Below are 16,830 nucleotides of genomic sequence, written 5' to 3'. Positions count from 1 at the left end.
ACAATGGCCCCATGACCTCCAACGCATCGACCCCCACGCCGACCGACGGCTCGCTGAGGCGCAGCATCTCGCTGGGCCAGCTGGTTTTCTTTGGGCTGGTCTTCATTGGCCCGGCGGCCGCTGTCGGGATCTTCGGCACCCTGGACGCCAAGTCCGGGGGAGCGGTGGCCACGGTCTATGTCGTCGCAACGCTGGTCATGGCGTTCACCGCCTCGAGTTACATGCGGATGTCCCGGGAAATCCCGCGGGCCGGTTCGGTCTTCGCCTACGCCGGCGAGGGTATCGGGCCACGTGCCGGATACGTGTCCGGCTGGATGATCCTGCTGGACTACCTGCTGATCCCCTCGGTGGCCTACATGTTCACCGGGATCGCCCTGAACTCGCTGTTCCCCTCCATCCCGATCTGGATCTTCGTCGCCGTCGCAGTCATGGCCACCACGGCACTGAACCTGGCCGGGGTGCAGGTGGCCTCCAAGGTGATCACCGCCGTCGTGCTCCTCGAGGTCGCCGTCCTGCTGGTGGTGCTGGTGTGCGGGACGTATGTGCTGGCCACGGCCGGCCCGACCCGGGACTGGCTCAGCCCGTTCACCGGCGTCGACGGGTTCTCGCTGGCCGCGGTGCTGGCCGCGGTCTCCGTCGCGGTCCTGTCCTATCTCGGGTTCGACGCGCTGGCCACGTTCGCCGAGGAAACCAAGGGGACGGTGCGCTTGGTCGGGAAGGCGACCTTGCTGTGCCTGATCACCGCCGGAGTCCTGTTCGTCGCACAGACCTATGTGGGGGCGCTGCTCTCCACCACGACCCCGGCCCAGCTGGCCGCCGACCCGTCGCTGGAAGGGGCCGCGTATTACACGGCGGTCGAGGGCAGCATCGGTGAATGGCTGCACTGGCTGCTCGCACTCTCCAAGGCTGCGGGGGCCGCCTTTGCCGCCATGGTCGGCCAGGGGGCCGGCAGCCGGATCATCATGGACATGGCCCGAGAACGACGCCTGCCCCACGCGCTGGCCCGCGTCTCCGAACGCACCGGCGTGCCCACGCGCAGCATCCTCATCACGGCGGCCGGCAACATCGTCGTCGCGGTGTGGGCCGCCACCCGCGCCGACGGGCTGGACATCCTCAGTTCCATCGTCAACGTCGGGGCGCTGACCGCGTTCATCCTGCTGCACGTCTCGGTGATCGGCTACTACCTGGTGAAGCAGAAGGCCGCCGTGCAGGGGACATGGTTCAAGCATGGCGTCATCCCGGCCGTCGGGGCCGTGCTGCTGGGGATCGTGTTGGCGTCCGCGACGCATCTGGCACTGATCGTGGGGCTGGTCTGGTTTGTGATCGGGGTGCTCGTAGCACTGATCGCCCACCGGAGGCCGACCGCTGTCTGACCTGATCTTGCAGTTGAACCGAATGGCCCCGCTGGGGATCCAGTTGGATTCAGCCGCCATGTCTGGCGGAGGCGAATCAACGCGTTATATACTAGGTTATATAGAGAAGTAGAACCGGAAGGGAGAGACTCGTGGCCATCACCTCTGTTGACGTGGACAAGTCGAAGATCGAGGAAGCGAAGCAGATCCTAGCGGTGGGTTCGGCGCGCGAAGCCATCGACAAGTCGCTGGAAATAGTCATCGCGCTGCGCCACCAGCAGTCCGTGCTCGAGGAAATGAAGGCGTCCCCGCTCACCGACGAACAACGTTCCGCTCAAGTCGCCGACTACGGCGATCCTGTTCGGCGCTAGATGGAGCCGTCCTACTCGTCCCTGCCGCTGTACATCGTCGATGCCAGCGCGTGGTCTCACGTCGGGTCGAGCGTCGAAGTCACCACGTACATCGAAGGGATTTCCCACAGCGGAATCATGATGACGTGTCCGCCAGCGTCGCTCGAGTACTGCTTCATGGCAAGGGATGCTGGCGAACACGACGTTTTCCGCGCCCGCATGACCAAGCTCAAGCAGCCGGAGCGGGACCCCCGCGTCGAGGATGTGCTGCGGGTCCAATCCGCTCTGTGGGGAAGCGGCCTCGTGAGGGCTGCGGGATCCATGAACACGCTGATCGCATCATACGCACTCCTGCACGCGGCGACAGTTGTCAGCTGCGACAAGGACTACGGCCATATTTCGCGGGCGCTGGGCAATGAGTTGAAGTACGTGCTGTTGAGGCCCTGACCCCGGATCGCGACACGTGGGGCGCTGGATAGGGTCACTTCGTGCGGGGTGGCTCGAGCCGTCGGCTCAGGGAAATGTCAGTCGTCGAGCGGGTGGCAATCCGTTCGACGGTAGTCTCGGGAGCATGGACGTCATCGCACCGCTGCGGGACCGGCTCCGCCTCACCTTCGCCGGACAAACCGAGGGCGTTCCCGCGTGGGAAGACGCGCTGGACCAGGGCGAAGACGCCGGCTACTTCGCCCCCGACTCCGCCGTCTGGCGGGTCCATGGTGGCATGACCCCCATCGCCGCAGGCATCCGCGCCCTGCTGCTCCAAGCCCTGCATCCCGGCGCGCTGGCCGGCGTGGCCGAACACTCGAACTACCGTGAGGACCCGCTGGGGCGCCTGGCCGGGACCATCCGCTGGATTTTCACGCTCACCTACGGCGACACCACGGCGGCGGACGCCGCCTGCGCGCACATCCGCAGGCTCCACGTTCCGGTCACCGGAAACTACACCGACGCCCACGGGGAGGACCGACGCTACTCCGCCAACGACCCCGGCCTCTCCGAATGGGTCCACATCGCCTTCACCGACGCGTTCCTGCGCTCGCATGAGATCTTCCGAGGACCCGTGCCCGCAAGGCTGGGCGGCGCCGACGCCTATGTCGGCCAATGGGCGAAGGCCGGTGAGCTGATGGGGCTCATCGATCCTCCGCGTACCGAGGCCGCGCTGCGGACACGCATGCAGGAGTATGACGACGGAGGGCACCTGGCCGGCGGTCCCCGCGTGGACGAGGTGGTCACCTTCCTGAAGGACCCGCCCCTGGATCCACTACTGCTTCCCGGCTACCGGCTGCTCTTCGCCGCCGTCGTTGACTCCCTGCCCGCGCGGTACCGCGAACTCCTGGGGCTGCAGACGCCCGCAGTCCCCTTACCCGGAGGGCGATCCCTCCGGATTCCCGCGCGACTGGGTGGGCAGGCGACGCTGGCCGTCGCAGGCATCGCGTTGGAACGGCAGCTGCCCAGCGAGCTGGCAGCCCTGCGACGCCTGGCCCGGATCGGGCAGCCCGCCGACCTGACCTATGCCGAGCACGGGCTCACCAAGATCGGGCACGCCCCGGCAGGCTACCGGACGGTGCACGAACGCGTCAGGGTCGGCACCGGCGAGGACGCGTTCCGGCGGCTGGCCGACGGCATCCTGGGCTGGGATCTGCATCGCGGTGCCGGTCTGCACGTACCGGCGGACACGCCGCGGGCAGCGCCGGGTATCCGGGTTGTCTCCGGCGCCGGGGTGGGACCAGTGCGGCTTCCGGTGCCGTGCCGCGTGCTGTGGAGTGAGGAACCCGAGGGCCCGGGCCCCCGACGTTCCGGATTTGGCTACGGCACGCTGAAGGGCCACCCGGAGGAGGGCGAGGAATCATTTGTCGCAGTATTGAATGCCGACGGTTCCGTCTGGTTCGAGGTCTTCGCCTACTCGCGACACGCCAACGCCCTGATACGCCTGGGGGCGCCGGCCGCGGAGCGGATGCAGGCCCTGATCACCCGTGGCTACCTCTCGGCAGCCACCCGGCTGGCTGCCGGCCAGGAGGCGGCACGCTAGTCTTTCCAAGTTGGAAAGATAGGTTTACCGTGGGTGAATGGACTCCTACCCCAGCAGACAGAACCCCAGTGCCCGGGAATCCCTGGACGCCGTCGACGCAGTCCGCGATCTGAACGCCGAACGACTGCAGCGCCCGCGACGCCACTGGACGATGGCCGGCGCCGCCCTCGCCGTCCTCGGGCTCACTCCCCTGGCAAGGGATGTGTTGCCACCGCTGGTGGCCTTTGTCGTCCCGCCCATCTTGATGTTGACGATCGTCTTCGTGGCGTCGCGGAAGCAGCCCAGCGCGGTTCGGAACGTCCGGTTGCGGGGCCTCATGTGGTTGCCATTCATCGGCGGTGTCCTGTGCGCGGGGGTGGTCGCGATCGCCGGCTCGGTCCTGTATGACTCTCACGGGTTCTGGGGTATACCGGTGGCCACCGCCGTGTTCCTCTTCGCTTTGTGCGCCGTGGGCGGTCCCGCACTGGATGCCTTCTGGGCTCGGCAGACCCGGCAACGACGGGACTAGGGAACCATGGAGGATGGACTGGACCCGCTGATCCACCCGTTGCCACGCTTGAGGATTTGCGCACTGCTGGATCCGGTCACCCAGGAAACGTTTGGGGCCATCCGCGACCTACTCGGATTGTCCGATGCCACCTTGAGCAAGCATGTGCGTACGCTGGTTGACGCCGGATACCTTGAACCCACAAATGCCCAACGATCGGGACGACGCCCCGTTTCGTTGCGGCTGACCCCCGGAGGGCGGACGGCTTTCCACCGTCATGTCGCAGCCCTGACTGGGCTGACCGGACCCGTACAGGAGGAACAGGAATGACCCACCAGACCGAAACCATGCCGACACCAGGCGCCGCACCCTCTCTGCGGACGGGCATCGCCGGCGTGTCTGTCGCGCTGTGGTACGCAACTCCCGACTTCATCCATGGCCGGCGTCCACGTGCCTTGGCCAAGACCGCGATCATCGGGGGTGCCGCGGTGGCCTTTGCCCGCGGTCCGGCCCGGTCCTCCACGCAAACGCTCGCCGGCAACCAGGCAGAAGAGCAGCAGGCCACGCCCAGTGTGCCGACCTGGGCCGGTACCCGCGACCGGCTGCGCAAGACCGAACCACGACTGCTGATCGGCGTGGGCACTTCGATCCTGATAGCTGGAATCGGCCTCAACATCGCCACGGAACGGTGGATCCACCGCTTCGGAAACCGGTTGGCCCGGAAGGGGACGCTGCTCCCACATACCGCGATCGGCCTGGTGGCGGGAAGCCTGACCGTCCTTGCCAGCCTGGACGATTTTTCGGCTCGCCCAGAAGCCTGACCGGTGTCCCAGACATAGCAGTGGCCCGGAGGAAAACCGCCGGGCCACTGCTGTAGATTCTCTAGCCGATCAGAAGTACTTCGGCAGGGTGCCCTCGTGGGCTTCGCGCAGTTCGGCGATGGACGCAGTGAACTGCCCCTGGACCTCGAGCGAATCCGAGGCCGCATCGACGATGCCCAGACGGACCACGGGGAAGCCGCGGGCGCTGGTCATGTCGTTGAAGCGGACTTCCTCGGAGCGCGGGACTGCGACGACGGCGCGGGCCTGCGATTCGGAGAACAGCGCGGTGAACGCGTCCACGCCGTCCCGATCGCACAGGTCCTCCAGTGCAACCCGGGCGCCGACGCCGTAGCGTAGCGACATCTCCACCAGGCCGGCGGCGAGGCCGCCCTCGGAGAGGTCGTGGGCCGAATCGATCATGCCATCGCGCGAGGCATTGATGAGCAGGTCGCCCAGCAGCTTCTCGGCAGCCAGGTCCACCTTCGGCGGGAGCCCGCCCAGGTGACCGCGCAGGTTGGCGAACTCGGAGCCATCGAGCTCATCCGTCGTCGTACCCAGCAGGTAGAGGGCCTGGCCGTCGGCGCTGGAGTGCCAGCCTGACGGGGTGCGACGGGCGACGTCGTCGAACTTGCCGAGCACCGCGACCACCGGGGAGGGGTGGATCGGGGTGGTGCCGGTCTGGTTGTAGAGCGAGACGTTGCCCCCGGTGACCGGGATGCCCAGCTCCATGCAGGCGTCGGAGAGGCCACGGATGGCCTCGGCCAGCTGCCACATCACGTCAGGGTCCTCGGGGGAGCCGAAGTTCAGGCAGTCGGAGACGGCCATCGGGATGGCGCCGGTGGTGGCGACGTTGCGGAACGCCTCGGCCAGGGCCAGCTGGGCGCCGTGGTACGGGTCCAGGTAGGTGTAGCGGCCGTTGGCGTCGGTGGCCAGGGCCACGCCGAGGCCGGTCTCCTCGTCGACCCGGATCACTCCGGCGTCGTCGGGGGTGGCCAGCGCGGTGTTGCCGCCGACGTAACGGTCGTACTGGTTGGTGATCCAGGACTTGTCGCACATGTTCGGCGACGCGACCAGTTCCAGCACCGCTGCCTTGAGCTCCTCGCCCAGCGACGGCAGGCTCACGCCGGCGGGGGAGGACTTGAACGTGTCGGCCTGCAGGGCGTCCTGCCAGTCGGGGCGGGCGTACGGGCGGTCGTAGACCGGACCGTCGTGGGCGACGGTGCGCGGGTCCACGTCGACGATGACCTCGCCGTCCCAGGTGATGACCAGGCGACCGGAATCGGTGACCTCGCCGAGCCAGGAGTACTCCACGGCCCACTTGTCCATGACCGCCTCGAACGCCTCGACGTTCTCGGGGGAGACGACGGCCATCATGCGTTCCTGCGACTCGGACATCAGGATCTCGCCCGGGGTCAGGGTCGGATCGCGCAGCAGCACGGACGTCAGTTCCACCTGCATGCCGCCGTCGCCGTTGGACGCCAGCTCGGAGGTGGCGCAGGAGATGCCTGCGGCGCCGAGGTCCTGGATGCCCTCGACGAGCGAGCCCTTGAACAGTTCCAGGCAGCACTCGATGAGGACCTTCTCGGCGAACGGGTCGCCGACCTGGACCGCGGGGCGCTTGGAGGGCTTGGTGGCGTCGAAGGACTCGGAGGCCAGCACCGAGGCGCCGCCGATGCCGTCGCCGCCGGTGCGCGCACCGAACAGGACCACCTTGTTGCCCTTGCCGGAGGCGTTGGCCAGGCGGATGTCCTCGTGGCGCATCACGCCCACGGCCAGCGCGTTAACCAGCGGGTTGCCCTGGTAGACGGAATCGAAGACCATTTCGCCGCCGATGTTCGGCAGGCCCAGTGAGTTGCCGTAGGCGCCGATTCCGGCGACCGCGCCGTGCATGACGCGGGCGGTGTCCGGGTGGTCGATGGCGCCGAAACGCAGCGGATCCATCACGGCCACCGGGCGGGCACCCATGGAGATGATGTCGCGCACGATCCCGCCGATGCCGGTCGCCGCACCCTGGAAGGGCTCGACGAAGGACGGGGAGTTGTGGGACTCGATCTTGAAGGTCACGGCCCAGCCATCGCCGAGGTTGGTGACGCCGGCGTTCTCGCCGATGCCCACCAGCATGTCCTTCTTCATCTCCTCCGTGACCTTCTCGCCGAACTGGCGCAGGTGGTTCTTGGAGGACTTGTAGGAGCAGTGCTCGGACCACATGACGGAGTACATGGCCAGTTCCGCGGCGGTCGGGCGTCGCCCGAGGACCTTCACGACGTCGTCGTACTCATTTTCCTTCAGGCCCAGCTCGGCCCAGGGCAGCTCGGTGTCCGGGGTGGCTGCTGCATTCTCGACGGTGTCGATGTTGAACTGCTGGCTCATTTGGTGCCTCCGACGAGGGTGCTCAGGACGGAGGCGAAGAAGCCCAGGCCGTCGGTGCCGGTGTGGGTTCCGGCGTCGGTGGTCGGGCCGTAGCCGGCCTCGACCGCGTGTTCGGGGTGGGGCATGAGCCCGACGACGTTGCCCGCCGCGTTGGTGATGCCGGCGATGTCGCGGCGCGAGCCGTTCGGGTTCCAGCCGACGTAGCGGAAGGCCACGCGGCCCTCGGCCTCGAGGGCGTCGAGGGTCTTCTCGTCGGCGACGTACTGGCCGTCCTGGTTCTTCAGCACGACGGTGATCTCCTGGCCGATCCCGTACTGGTTGGTCCAGGCGGTCTCGTTGTTCTCCACGCGCAGCACCTGGTCGCGGCAGATGAACTTCAGGTGGTCGTTCTTGATCATCGAACCGGGCAGCAGGTGCGCCTCGGTGAGGATCTGGAAGCCGTTGCAGATGCCCAGCACGGGCAGCTTCGCCTCGGAGTTCGCTGCGTCGACGATGCGGGACATCATCGGTGCGAAACGGGCGATGGCGCCGGCACGCAGGTAGTCGCCGTAGGAGAACCCGCCGGGGATGACCACGGCGTCGACGTCGGCCAGCGAATCGTCGGCGTGCCACAGGGACACGGCCTCGGCGCCAGCCAGACGCACGGCGCGGGCGGCGTCGCGGTCATCCAGGGTGCCGGGGAAGGAGACCACGCCGATGCGGGCTCCGCTGAGTGCGGTATCCGGCGTGCTGTAGTCGCCGATCAGGGGGATTTCGTTGCTGCTCATGCCTCGGCGACGACCTCGACGTTGACGACGTCCTCGATCACCGGGTTGGACAGCAGGGTCTCGGCCGCGGTGCGGGCCTGGGCCAGGATCTCCTCGGTCACCTCGCCCTCGACGGTCAGTTCGAAGCGCTTGCCCTGGCGGACGCCGGAGAAGGCGTCGAAGCCCAAGCGGGGAAGTGCGCCGACGATGGCCTTGCCCTGGGGGTCAAGAATCTCTGGCTTGGGCATGACATCAACAACGATGCGGGGCATCCGGGGGTCTCCTGTGCGCGAAGGGGGTGTGGGAACGCCTGCGGAGGTGCCGTCTCACGCCGGGATGGAGGCGCTCCGCGAGCTTGCCCTGCCAGTCTAGCCGGTTTGCCCGTGCACCACCCCCGGCGTGACGCACCCCACCGCGGCCTGTCCAGCACCGCCGCGCACGCCTACGCTGGGTCCATGGCACAGCAGAAGCAAACCCCCGGAACCGGAGCCGCCTCGAAGTCGGTCCTGCCCTTCGTCCTCGGCCTCGGCATGGCGTTCGGGATGGTCAGGATGGTCCTGCGCAAGCGCCGCGACGACCGCGCCGCCGCCCCCGTCGCGGCACCCGCACCCCGCCCCCACCGGATCGGCGGCGCATGAGCACGCTTTCTTCCCCCGGGTACGACGACGGCGCGCGCTGCCCCTGTCTCTCGGGTGAACTCTTCGGGGACTGCTGTGGGAAGGTCCATGCCGACCGCGCCGCAGGCGGCCCGGGTGCGGTGACGGCCGAGGCGCTCATGCGTTCGCGCTACAGCGCCTACTCCGTCGGGAACGTCAACTACCTGCTGGACAGCTGGCACCCCTCCTCCCGGCCGGCCACCCTGGAGCTGGACCCCGACATGGCCTGGCGCCGGCTGGACATCGTGGACACGGTGGCCGGTGGCCCCTTTGACGACACCGGAATCGTCGAGTTCGCGGCCCACTACCGGATCGATGGCGAACGCGGGGTGCAGCGTGAACGCGGCAGCTTTGTCCGCGAGGACGGCCGCTGGTACTACGTCGACGCGCTGTAGCCCCTGACTAGCCGTCCAGGGTGACCGTCCGCAGATCCAGGCGACGCAGCACCCGGTCCACGGCTTCCGGGTCCACGCCCGGCTCGCGACGCATCTTCAGGACCTCGCGGCGCGCGGCATCGAGGGCCTCACGCTGGATGCCATCCATGGTGGCCAGGGTCTTCTTGACCTTGAGCATTTTGTCCGGGTCGTCCTCGAAGTCCCGTTCCAGCAATTCGTGCAGGCTGGACATGCGCCGGGCCAGCGCCTTCTGGCGTTCGGGAGGCAAGGACTTCGTGGCCACTGAGCGGCGCATCGTTTCCAGGGCCACCCGTTGGGCACGACGGGCCAACTCGCGTTCCTTGCGCTCCTCGGCGGTGTGGTTGTTCGGCAACTTCAGGTGGCGCATCAGCGCCGGCAGTGTCAGCCCGGGACCCACCAGGGTCACCAGCAGGACGGCACAGGCACAGGAGATGATGAAGTTCCGGCCCGGGAGTGGTTCGCCGGAATCCATGGTCGTGGGCAATGCGAGTGCGAGGGCCAGAGTGGCCAATCCGCGCATGCCGCACCAGGTGAGCACGAGGACTTCCTTCAGCGAACCCGGAACGCTGTTGTGTTCCGTGCCGCCGATCTTGTAGATCCCCATCATCCACAGGAAACGCACGATGAGGACCGCGGCACACACGGCAAGGATGCCCGGCACGAAGCTCAGGATGCCGGCACCCTCGTCCTCGAACACGTAGCGCATTTCGATGCCCACCAGCCCGAACGCGACGCCAGTGGTCAGCAGCTCCACGACATCCCAGAAAGCCTGGCGGGTGATGCGCTCCTCGGAGTCCTGGGGGCGGGCGCGGCGGCCGAGCTCCAAAGCGGTGACGACGACGGCAACCACCCCGGAGCAGTGGATCTCCTCGGCCAGCAGGTAGACGGCGAAGGGGGCCACCAGGGTCGCGGCGGACCGGGCCACCATGTTGGGAACGAAGCGGTTCAGCGTTCCGACCACCCAGGCCATGGCGAGTCCGAGCAGCACGGCGCCGGCGGCGCCGAGCAGGAAGCGCGGGACGAGATCCCAGCCGACGTTGCCGCCACTGGTCGCCGCGGACACGGCGGCCTGGAAGATGACGATGGCGATCGCGTCGTTGAAGAGGCCCTCGGTCTGCAGGACGGTGATCAGGCGGCGCGGCATCTTGACCCTGCCGGCCACCGATTCAACGGCCACGGGGTCCGGCGGGGCGACGACGGCCCCGAGCGCGATGACTGCCGGAATCCCGATGCCGGGAACGATGAGCCAGGTGATCCCGGCGACGATGCCGACGGTGACGGCCACCAGCAGGACGGCCAGCAGGACCAGGGAGCGCCAGCGGTTGCGGAACACGGCCCACGAGGAGCGCTGCGCCACCGCATAGAGCAGCGGCGGAAGGAAGAGCGGGAGGATCATCTCCGGATTGATGTGGATCTCCGGGATGAACGGAAGGTAGGCCACTCCGGCGGAAAAAATCAACATCAGCACCGGATAGGGCAGCCGAATGCGCTCGCCGATACCGGCAACGATGACAGTGCCGAACAACAGTCCGACGACCAGGATCATGAATTCCATGGGTGGGTTTCCTCCTGGGCCATTCTTTCATGACCTGCGGGGATACCTGACGAAAGGTGACGCACTCCGTATCCAGGGCGACAAGCGGGGACGCCGGGATCAGGCGGGGGATTGGCGGGAGCGGTGGCGGCGGACGGCGGCCCGGTTGGCGCAGCGCACGGAACAGTACCGCTGGCGCCCGTTGCGGGTGGTGTCGACGACGACGGCATCGCAGGGCTCTGCTTGGCAGCGTGCCAGGCGGTGCATGCCACGTGTCGTGAGGTGCAATGCGGTGCCGACGCTGATCACGGCACGGAGCGCGTCGGGCAGGGATTGGCCGGCATCGCGATAGTGCAGGTGCCATCCTTCGTCGTCATGGTCCGTCAGGCGCGGGTAGGCAGCGGCTTGCGCCATCTGCACATTGAGCAGCTGTGCCCGTTCCCGGCCGTCAGTGGCGTCGACGATCCGAAGCCAGTCGTCGATGACCCTCCGCGTCGCCGGATGATCGTCCCGGGCCACGGGGAAAGCCATGGTCATGCCGACCGTGCGCATCCGGTCATCGATGCCGTTGCGGTCCTCCGGCCAGTCGTTCGCCAGCGAGGCGGCCAGCAGGACCGCGTATTCACCGTAAGGGTTGAGTTGCATAAGGGCATTACATCATGGTGGTTTCATGAGTGCACGAGCGATACGGGAACAGCAGGGAACAGTGGCTTCGGGTCGCCGGCACGAGCACGGGTGGGCCGTGGAATCGAGCCATCCGACATCGTCCGGCGTCCTGGTCTATGTCCGTTGTGGCGATTGCGGGACGCGGCGGGTCGATGTCCAGGACCATCCACACGCGGCGCCCGTCGCCCTGAGCCGGGAGGTTCCCCCGCCTGCGGTCCCCGGGCCGAATGCGCGAAGGGCGCCGGAACGCCTGGCGTTCCGGCACCCTTAAGCGGCTGCGGTCGTGGGCCTACTTCACGGTCAGCACCGGGCAGGGGGCGTCGAGGATGAGCTGCTGGGCCACCGAGCCCAGGAACAACTTCATCATCGGGGAACGCCGACGCACCGAGATGGCCACCAGCTCGGCCCCCGTGGACTCGATGAGCCCCAGGAGCTGGTCCACTGGTTCGGCACCGGCCCGGTAGACCCGGTATTCGATGCCGGCCTCGGCGAGCTGGGCGCCGATGGCGTCGGCTTCGGCCCGTTCGGCCTGACCCGGGGTGGCCGCGGCATCCGAGTGGTAGCTGACCACGTGCAGCGAGGCCGGGGTCGACTTCGATCCGCGGTACACCGATTCGCGTACGGCTTCCTCGAGCACTGCCTGGCCGGAGTTTCCCGGCAGGCAGGCCACGACGATGGCGGCACCTGCGGCGTCGACGTCGGCCGACTCCGCGACCACGAACTCGCGCGGCGGGACATGGGTGGTGGTGCTGTAGAAATCCGTCATGGTGTTCCTCTCGGTGGGGGGTTCTAGCCGATGGCGATGGCGCCGACGATGACGCCGACGGCGAGCATGACGAGTGCGACCACGAGGGCCCTCCACAGGACCTTCTTGTGGTGGTCACCCAGGTCCACGCCGGCCAGTGAGACCAGCAGCAGGATCGCGGGGACCAGCGGGGACTGCATGTGCACCGGCTGGCCGGTGATGGAGGCGCGGGCCATGTCCACCGCGGGGATGCCGAAGTGGGCGCCTGCCTCGGTCAACACCGGCAGGATGCCGAAGTAGAACGCGTCGTTGCTCATGAAGAACGTCGCCGGGATGCTGATCAGCCCGGTGATGACTGCCATGTACGGGCCCATGCTGGCGGGGATCACGTCAACCAGCCAGGCGGACATGGCGTCGACCATGCCGGTGCCGGAGAGCACACCGGTGAGCACCGCTGCGGCCAGGACCATCGAGACGACGGCGATGACGGAGGAGGAGTGCGAGGCGACCATCTTGGCCTGGTCGGAGATCTTCGGGAAGTTCACGACCAGGGCGATGGCTCCACCAACCATGAACAGGTACGGCAGCGGGACGACGTCCACGACGAGCAACACCATGATGGCCACGGTCAACGCCAGGTTGAACCAGAAGAGCTTCGGGCGCAGGGTCGGGCGGTTCGGGTCCAGTGCGGTGTCGGAGAGGCCTCCGGCGACGGTCTCCTCGGAGGAGGCGGCGCGTTCGAGCAGTGCCAGCTTGCCGCCGTCGTTCTGCGGGGCAGTGCCGCCACCGGCGGGGGATCCGCCGCGGCGGGTGGAGCCGGAGGCGCCGCGGCCCCAGCGTTCGGGGTCGGCGATGGCCAGGCGGCGGCGTTCGGAGCGGCCGAGCATCACGGCGAAGATGAACACGACGACCAGGCCGATGCCCAGGGAGGGCAGCATGGGCACGAAGATGTCCGAGGCGTCGACCTTCAGGGCTGCGGCGGCGCGGGCCGTCGGTCCGCCCCAGGGGACGATGTTCAGCGTGCCGTTGGTCAGGCCGGCGACACAGGTCAACACCACCGGGCTCAGGCCCAGGCGCTGGTAGACCGGCAGCAGGGCCGCGGTGACCACGATGAACGTGGTGGAACCGTCGCCGTCCAGGGAGATCAGCGCGGTGAGGATCATGGTGCCGACCACCACCTTGGCGGGGTCGTGCCCGGCGACCTTCACGATGAGGGTGACGAGCTTGTCGAACAGGCCGACGTCGATCATCAGGCCGAAGTAGATGATGGCGAACATCAGCAGGGCGGCGGTGGAGGACATGTCCTTCACGGCGTCCATCACCATGTCGCCGATCCCCAGTCCGGCCCCGGCGAAGAGGCCGAATGCGGTGGGGACGATGATCAGCGCCAGTAGCGGCGTCAGGCGTTTGGTCATGATGAGCGCCATGAAAGTGGCGACCATCAGGAACCCGAGTATGACAAGCATGGATTCTCCTCAGCGGCGAGGTTCCGGTACTTCCGAAATCTGCGGTCGTGGCGCGGGGCACCACGGTGTGTTCTGGACCACGCTACGGATGTGACGCGCGGAACCCCCGTTTGTGCTTATTGCCCGGGGATCTGCCCATTGGGCTAATAATGCGCATTGTGCTCACGCTGCTTCTACACTGGAGGGATGAGTACGGAACGCGCCGTCGCCGGCACCTTCACCGCGCGCATGATGGCGTTGGTCTTCGCCGTCGTGGCGGGGACCGTACTGCTCAGCGTCGGTGCCGTCGCGTTCCTGACCGTCGAACGCGTGAACGACCAGGCCGAACAGCAGGCCCTGGGGATCGGCCGGACCCTGGCCGCCGACACCTCATTGCGCCACGAGGTGGAAGGGTTCGATGGACAGCGCTCCCCGGACCCCCACGCGCTGGCCGCCGGCCCCATCCAACGCGACGCCGAGGCTGCACGGAAGCGCAGCGGTGCATTGTTCGTGGTCGTCACCAACGATCGGGGGATCCGGCTCTCCCACCCCAATCCGGATGAGCTGGGACGGCGGGTGAGCACCGAGCCGCAGGCCCTGGGAGGACAGGAATTCCTGGCCCGCGAGCACGGCACCCTGGGCGAATCGGTCCGCGCCAAGGTGCCCGTCTTCAACGATTCCGGGGCGGTGGTCGGCGAGGTGAGCATCGGCGTCGCGGTGTCGACAGTGGCGGGTCAGGTGCGGCAGGCGGTGGTCTCGGTCCTGCTCATCGGAGTGGTTGCCCTGGTGCTGGGGGGCGTGGCGGCGGCGACCCTGGTCCGCTGGCTGCGCCGGGTCACCCTGGGGCTGGAGCCGGAGGAAATGGCCCAGCTGGTGCGTGACCAGGAAGCGGTGCTCTACGGCGTCGACGACGGGGTCATCGGCATCGGGCCCGACGGGCGCATCAGCGTGCGCAACAAATCGGCCCGGCTGATGCTCGAGCTGCCCCGACGCTCCGACGCGGGGGACATCGTGGGGCTGCCCTATGCCGAGGCGGGGTTGCCCGCACGGCTCGTCGAGGACATTGGCGCAGTGCGTGCGGGTGGGGAAGGTGCCGGGACCGCGGTACGCCTTGAACTGCCGGAGCGCGTCGTGCGCGCCCGCGTCCACGACGTGATCCGCGACGGGTCGAGTCTGGGCCAGGTGGTGATGTTGCGCGACCTGACCACGCTGGAGGAACTCGGCAGCCGGCTCAATGCCGTGGAGACGATGGCCGGTGCGCTGCGCGCCCAGCGGCACGAGTTCGCCAACCGCCTGCACACCATTTCCGGTTTGCTGGCCCACGGCGAGATCGAACGTGCCGGAAGCTACGTTGGGGAGATCATCGATTCGGGGCCGGTGCGTGAACCGGTCACCAACATCGCAGCGGTCACCGACCCCTACCTGCGGGCCTTCATCGGAGCCAAGGGGGTGCAGGCCCACGAACGGGGAGTCGCCTTGCGGGTCGGGGAGTCCACTGCACTGTTCGGCACGCTCGCCGAGGCACAGGACGTGACGGCGATCCTGGGCAACCTGGTTGACAACGCGCTCGAGGCGGCGGTGACCGCGCCGCAGGAACCCCGCTGGGTGGAGGTCGACCTGCTCAGCGAGGGTGCCACACTGCACCTCGCCGTCGCCGACTCCGGTAACGGTGTGGTCCCGGGTCTCGATGTCTTCGCCGAGGGCACGACCACCCGGGGTACGGACGAGACCGACGCCCACGGCCACGGGGTCGGCCTGGCCTTGGCCCGTCGGCTCGCCCGGCTCATTGGCGGCGACCTGTGGATCGCAGACCCCGGGGGCGGGGAACCCCCGGTCGGGGCGGTCTTCGCTGCCCGGCTTCCCGGTGTGCTGGAGGACGCTGTCCTGCATCCGCCCGCCGGACCACCATCAGGAAAGGGAGCATCATGAGTGATGGACAGAAGGACCTGAGGGTGCTGATCGTGGACGATGACTTCCACGTCGCCACCTTGCACGCCGGCTACGTGGATGCGGTTCCGGGCTTCATGGCGCTGCCGCCGGTGCATGATGCCCGCATGGTGCCCAAGGCGGTGGCAGAGCACCGTCCGGATCTGCTGCTGCTGGACATCTACCTGCCGCAGGGCTCGGGGCTGGACCTGCTCCAGGCGCTGGACGTCGACGCGTTTGTGCTCAGCGCCGCCGCCGAGTCCCCCACAGTGGCCACCGCGTTCCGCCGGGGTGCCCTGGCCTATCTGCTCAAACCCTTCGACCCCAAGGTCCTCACCGCGAAACTGCGCGGATACGCCCGTTACCGGCGGCAGCTTGACGCGGGGGAGTATCTGGACCAGACGGGCATCGACCGCAGCCAACGTGCCCTGCTCGTCGCGGACGAGCCGGCTGCGGCCTCGTCCGGTGCCGCCACCGAGGCTGCGGTGCTGACCGCCGTCACCGAGGTGGGGGAGGCCACGGTCATGCAGGTGGCGCAGAGCGTGGGGATTTCCCGGGCCACCGCGCAGCGGTATCTCGCCCAGTTGGCCCAGGCGGGATCGCTGCGCCTGGACCTGCGATACGGCAGCCGTGGACGTCCGGAACACCGCTACTCGGCGAACGGATAGTGCGGAGCGCCGGCTACTGGTTGCCCGCGGATGTGCCGCGGCCCAGTAATGCCTCGGCAGACTTCCAGGCGGAGATCTTGCAGCCGTCATTGAGTGCAAACGTGCGCTGGACCGACGTTCCGTTCAGCTGTCCCTCGACGATGGCCCTCTGCGGGCCCGCCGACTGCTGGGTGCACTGGAGGCCCTTCTTCGGCGAGGTGGTCAGCAGCGACTTGCCGTCACCGCTGAGGAAAGTGCAGGCCTCCTGCGCCTGGGGGTGATCCGAGCCCTCCCCGGGCGCTCCGTTCACGCAGACCAGCCGGTAGCGGTCGGTGGCGTCGGTGCCATCGGACCTGATGGTGATGGCCAGATCGGCGTCGGCACCCGTGGCCGGACCGGCCGCCGGGTCGGTGGCATCCGGAGCGACGGTGGCGGTGGAGGGCGCTGTCGATTCCGTGGAACCGGAACCCGGGTCGGAGCCGCCCCCGGAGCAGCCGGTCACGGCCAGCAGGGCCAGGGCGGTGGTGGCCAGGAGCGGCAGGAATCCGGTCCCGCGGCGCATGCTGGGTTCCATCGGTCGGTGCACCCCCGGTAGAGGTCGGTGGGGCGGAGCCCCCTGGATGCCGAATCTTCCACCTTT

Annotated in this window: 19 protein-coding genes; 11 read left to right on the top strand and 8 right to left on the bottom strand. The window is 68.1% G+C overall.

The window, feature by feature from the left end; genetic code table 11:
- Positions 1 to 11 precede the first annotated feature (11 nt).
- From ABD088_RS01785 to ABD088_RS01755, 7 genes are all read left to right on the top strand, one after another.
- Positions 12 to 1,373, top strand: coding sequence for an APC family permease (locus ABD088_RS01785; protein WP_343899683.1), 1,362 nt, complete (start codon positions 12 to 14; stop codon positions 1,371 to 1,373).
- Positions 1,374 to 1,504: 131 nt separating this feature from the next.
- Positions 1,505 to 1,723: a hypothetical protein gene (locus ABD088_RS01780; protein ID WP_343899682.1), complete on the top strand. Its 219-nt coding sequence runs from the start codon at positions 1,505 to 1,507 to the stop codon at positions 1,721 to 1,723.
- On the top strand, positions 1,724 to 2,149 hold the full coding sequence (locus ABD088_RS01775; RefSeq protein WP_343899680.1) for a PIN domain-containing protein: 426 nt from the start codon (positions 1,724 to 1,726) through the stop codon (positions 2,147 to 2,149).
- A gap of 124 nt (positions 2,150 to 2,273) precedes the next feature.
- On the top strand, positions 2,274 to 3,731 hold the full coding sequence (locus ABD088_RS01770; RefSeq protein ID WP_343899678.1) for a DUF1990 family protein: 1,458 nt from the start codon (positions 2,274 to 2,276) through the stop codon (positions 3,729 to 3,731).
- Between the two features lie 37 nt (positions 3,732 to 3,768).
- The gene (locus ABD088_RS01765) at positions 3,769 to 4,239 is read left to right on the top strand and encodes a hypothetical protein (RefSeq protein WP_343899677.1); all 471 of its coding nucleotides are present in this window, start codon (positions 3,769 to 3,771) and stop codon (positions 4,237 to 4,239) included.
- A 6-nt stretch (positions 4,240 to 4,245) separates the two neighbouring features.
- A complete protein-coding gene (locus tag ABD088_RS01760; protein ID WP_343899675.1) occupies positions 4,246 to 4,548 on the top strand; it encodes a transcriptional regulator in 303 nt (100 codons plus the stop codon).
- Positions 4,545 to 5,039, top strand: coding sequence for a hypothetical protein (locus ABD088_RS01755; RefSeq protein ID WP_343899673.1), 495 nt, complete (start codon positions 4,545 to 4,547; stop codon positions 5,037 to 5,039). Before ABD088_RS01760 ends, ABD088_RS01755 begins: the two co-directional genes overlap by 4 nt.
- Positions 5,040 to 5,108: 69 nt before the next feature.
- On the opposite strand, the gene purL is transcribed toward ABD088_RS01755, so the two are convergent.
- The 3 genes from purL to purS are packed head-to-tail and all read right to left on the bottom strand — an operon-like array spanning position 5,109 to position 8,427.
- The gene (gene purL, locus ABD088_RS01750) at positions 5,109 to 7,409 is read right to left on the bottom strand and encodes a phosphoribosylformylglycinamidine synthase subunit PurL (protein WP_343899671.1); all 2,301 of its coding nucleotides are present in this window, start codon (positions 7,407 to 7,409) and stop codon (positions 5,109 to 5,111) included.
- Positions 7,406 to 8,176: a phosphoribosylformylglycinamidine synthase subunit PurQ gene (purQ, locus tag ABD088_RS01745; protein WP_343899670.1), complete on the bottom strand. Its 771-nt coding sequence runs from the start codon at positions 8,174 to 8,176 to the stop codon at positions 7,406 to 7,408. Before purQ ends, purL begins: the two co-directional genes overlap by 4 nt.
- Positions 8,173 to 8,427, bottom strand: a complete 255-nt coding sequence (purS, locus tag ABD088_RS01740) for a phosphoribosylformylglycinamidine synthase subunit PurS (protein ID WP_343899669.1) — start codon at positions 8,425 to 8,427, stop codon at positions 8,173 to 8,175. Before purS ends, purQ begins: the two co-directional genes overlap by 4 nt.
- Before the next feature lie 183 nt (positions 8,428 to 8,610).
- Here purS and ABD088_RS01735 point away from each other — a divergent pair, with 183 nt between their 5' ends.
- Entirely contained in the window at positions 8,611 to 8,793 is a 183-nt protein-coding gene (locus tag ABD088_RS01735) for a hypothetical protein (protein WP_343899668.1), read from the top strand.
- Positions 8,790 to 9,206 carry a YchJ family protein gene (locus ABD088_RS01730; protein ID WP_343899666.1) on the top strand — a complete coding sequence of 139 codons (417 nt, stop codon included), beginning with the start codon at positions 8,790 to 8,792 and terminating at the stop codon, positions 9,204 to 9,206. Before ABD088_RS01735 ends, ABD088_RS01730 begins: the two co-directional genes overlap by 4 nt.
- 7 nt (positions 9,207 to 9,213) lie before the next feature.
- Here the strand turns inward: ABD088_RS01730 and ABD088_RS01725 are convergent, their stop codons facing one another.
- The 4 genes from ABD088_RS01725 to ABD088_RS01710 all read right to left on the bottom strand — a co-directional run bounded on the left by ABD088_RS01725 (position 9,214) and on the right by ABD088_RS01710 (position 13,638).
- Positions 9,214 to 10,782 carry a Na+/H+ antiporter gene (locus ABD088_RS01725; RefSeq protein ID WP_343899664.1) on the bottom strand — a complete coding sequence of 523 codons (1,569 nt, stop codon included), beginning with the start codon at positions 10,780 to 10,782 and terminating at the stop codon, positions 9,214 to 9,216.
- 99 nt (positions 10,783 to 10,881) lie between these two features.
- Positions 10,882 to 11,406 (bottom strand): CGNR zinc finger domain-containing protein, encoded by a 525-nt coding sequence (locus ABD088_RS01720; protein WP_343899662.1) that lies wholly within the window; start codon positions 11,404 to 11,406, stop codon positions 10,882 to 10,884.
- 310 nt (positions 11,407 to 11,716) lie between these two features.
- A complete protein-coding gene (locus ABD088_RS01715) occupies positions 11,717 to 12,193 on the bottom strand; it encodes a universal stress protein (RefSeq protein ID WP_343899660.1) in 477 nt (158 codons plus the stop codon).
- Positions 12,194 to 12,216: 23 nt separating this feature from the next.
- Complete coding sequence (locus tag ABD088_RS01710; RefSeq protein WP_343899658.1) at positions 12,217 to 13,638, bottom strand: CitMHS family transporter; 1,422 nt, start codon at positions 13,636 to 13,638, stop codon at positions 12,217 to 12,219.
- 186 nt (positions 13,639 to 13,824) lie between these two features.
- Here ABD088_RS01710 and ABD088_RS01705 point away from each other — a divergent pair, with 186 nt between their 5' ends.
- Positions 13,825 to 15,546, top strand: a complete 1,722-nt coding sequence (locus tag ABD088_RS01705) for a sensor histidine kinase (protein WP_343899657.1) — start codon at positions 13,825 to 13,827, stop codon at positions 15,544 to 15,546.
- A complete protein-coding gene (locus ABD088_RS01700) occupies positions 15,543 to 16,211 on the top strand; it encodes a response regulator (protein WP_343899655.1) in 669 nt (222 codons plus the stop codon). The genes ABD088_RS01705 and ABD088_RS01700 overlap by 4 nt, the downstream gene beginning before the upstream one ends.
- Before the next feature lie 13 nt (positions 16,212 to 16,224).
- Here ABD088_RS01700 and ABD088_RS01695 read toward each other — a convergent pair whose 3' ends face one another.
- Entirely contained in the window at positions 16,225 to 16,752 is a 528-nt protein-coding gene (locus tag ABD088_RS01695) for a serine protease inhibitor (RefSeq protein ID WP_343899654.1), read from the bottom strand.
- Positions 16,753 to 16,830: the final 78 nt, after the last annotated feature.

This window comes from Arthrobacter rhombi (genome assembly GCF_039526245.1).
In the GTDB taxonomy this organism is placed as follows: Bacteria; Actinomycetota; Actinomycetes; order Actinomycetales; family Micrococcaceae; genus Arthrobacter_H; species Arthrobacter_H rhombi.
The sequence above is the reverse complement of the archived record's forward strand: the minus strand, read 5'-3'. Positions and strand labels throughout refer to the sequence as shown.

What these genes read in the sequence shown, in the direction of transcription:
- ABD088_RS01785 (WP_343899683.1), top strand. Translation starts at nt 12, where the DNA reads ATGACCTCCAACGCATCGACCCCCACGCCGACCGACGGCTCGCTGAGG.
- ABD088_RS01775 (WP_343899680.1), top strand. Translation starts at nt 1,724, where the DNA reads ATGGAGCCGTCCTACTCGTCCCTGCCGCTGTACATCGTCGATGCCAGC.
- ABD088_RS01770 (WP_343899678.1), top strand. Translation starts at nt 2,274, where the DNA reads ATGGACGTCATCGCACCGCTGCGGGACCGGCTCCGCCTCACCTTCGCC.
- ABD088_RS01765 (WP_343899677.1), top strand. Translation starts at nt 3,769, where the DNA reads ATGGACTCCTACCCCAGCAGACAGAACCCCAGTGCCCGGGAATCCCTG.
- ABD088_RS01760 (WP_343899675.1), top strand. Translation starts at nt 4,246, where the DNA reads ATGGAGGATGGACTGGACCCGCTGATCCACCCGTTGCCACGCTTGAGG.
- ABD088_RS01755 (WP_343899673.1), top strand. Translation starts at nt 4,545, where the DNA reads ATGACCCACCAGACCGAAACCATGCCGACACCAGGCGCCGCACCCTCT.
- purL (WP_343899671.1), bottom strand. Translation starts at nt 7,409, where the DNA reads ATGAGCCAGCAGTTCAACATCGACACCGTCGAGAATGCAGCAGCCACC.
- purQ (WP_343899670.1), bottom strand. Translation starts at nt 8,176, where the DNA reads ATGAGCAGCAACGAAATCCCCCTGATCGGCGACTACAGCACGCCGGAT.
- purS (WP_343899669.1), bottom strand. Translation starts at nt 8,427, where the DNA reads ATGCCCCGCATCGTTGTTGATGTCATGCCCAAGCCAGAGATTCTTGAC.
- ABD088_RS01735 (WP_343899668.1), top strand. Translation starts at nt 8,611, where the DNA reads ATGGCACAGCAGAAGCAAACCCCCGGAACCGGAGCCGCCTCGAAGTCG.
- ABD088_RS01730 (WP_343899666.1), top strand. Translation starts at nt 8,790, where the DNA reads ATGAGCACGCTTTCTTCCCCCGGGTACGACGACGGCGCGCGCTGCCCC.
- ABD088_RS01725 (WP_343899664.1), bottom strand. Translation starts at nt 10,782, where the DNA reads ATGGAATTCATGATCCTGGTCGTCGGACTGTTGTTCGGCACTGTCATC.
- ABD088_RS01720 (WP_343899662.1), bottom strand. Translation starts at nt 11,406, where the DNA reads ATGCAACTCAACCCTTACGGTGAATACGCGGTCCTGCTGGCCGCCTCG.
- ABD088_RS01715 (WP_343899660.1), bottom strand. Translation starts at nt 12,193, where the DNA reads ATGACGGATTTCTACAGCACCACCACCCATGTCCCGCCGCGCGAGTTC.
- ABD088_RS01710 (WP_343899658.1), bottom strand. Translation starts at nt 13,638, where the DNA reads ATGCTTGTCATACTCGGGTTCCTGATGGTCGCCACTTTCATGGCGCTC.
- ABD088_RS01705 (WP_343899657.1), top strand. Translation starts at nt 13,825, where the DNA reads ATGAGTACGGAACGCGCCGTCGCCGGCACCTTCACCGCGCGCATGATG.
- ABD088_RS01700 (WP_343899655.1), top strand. Translation starts at nt 15,543, where the DNA reads ATGAGTGATGGACAGAAGGACCTGAGGGTGCTGATCGTGGACGATGAC.
- ABD088_RS01695 (WP_343899654.1), bottom strand. Translation starts at nt 16,752, where the DNA reads ATGCGCCGCGGGACCGGATTCCTGCCGCTCCTGGCCACCACCGCCCTG.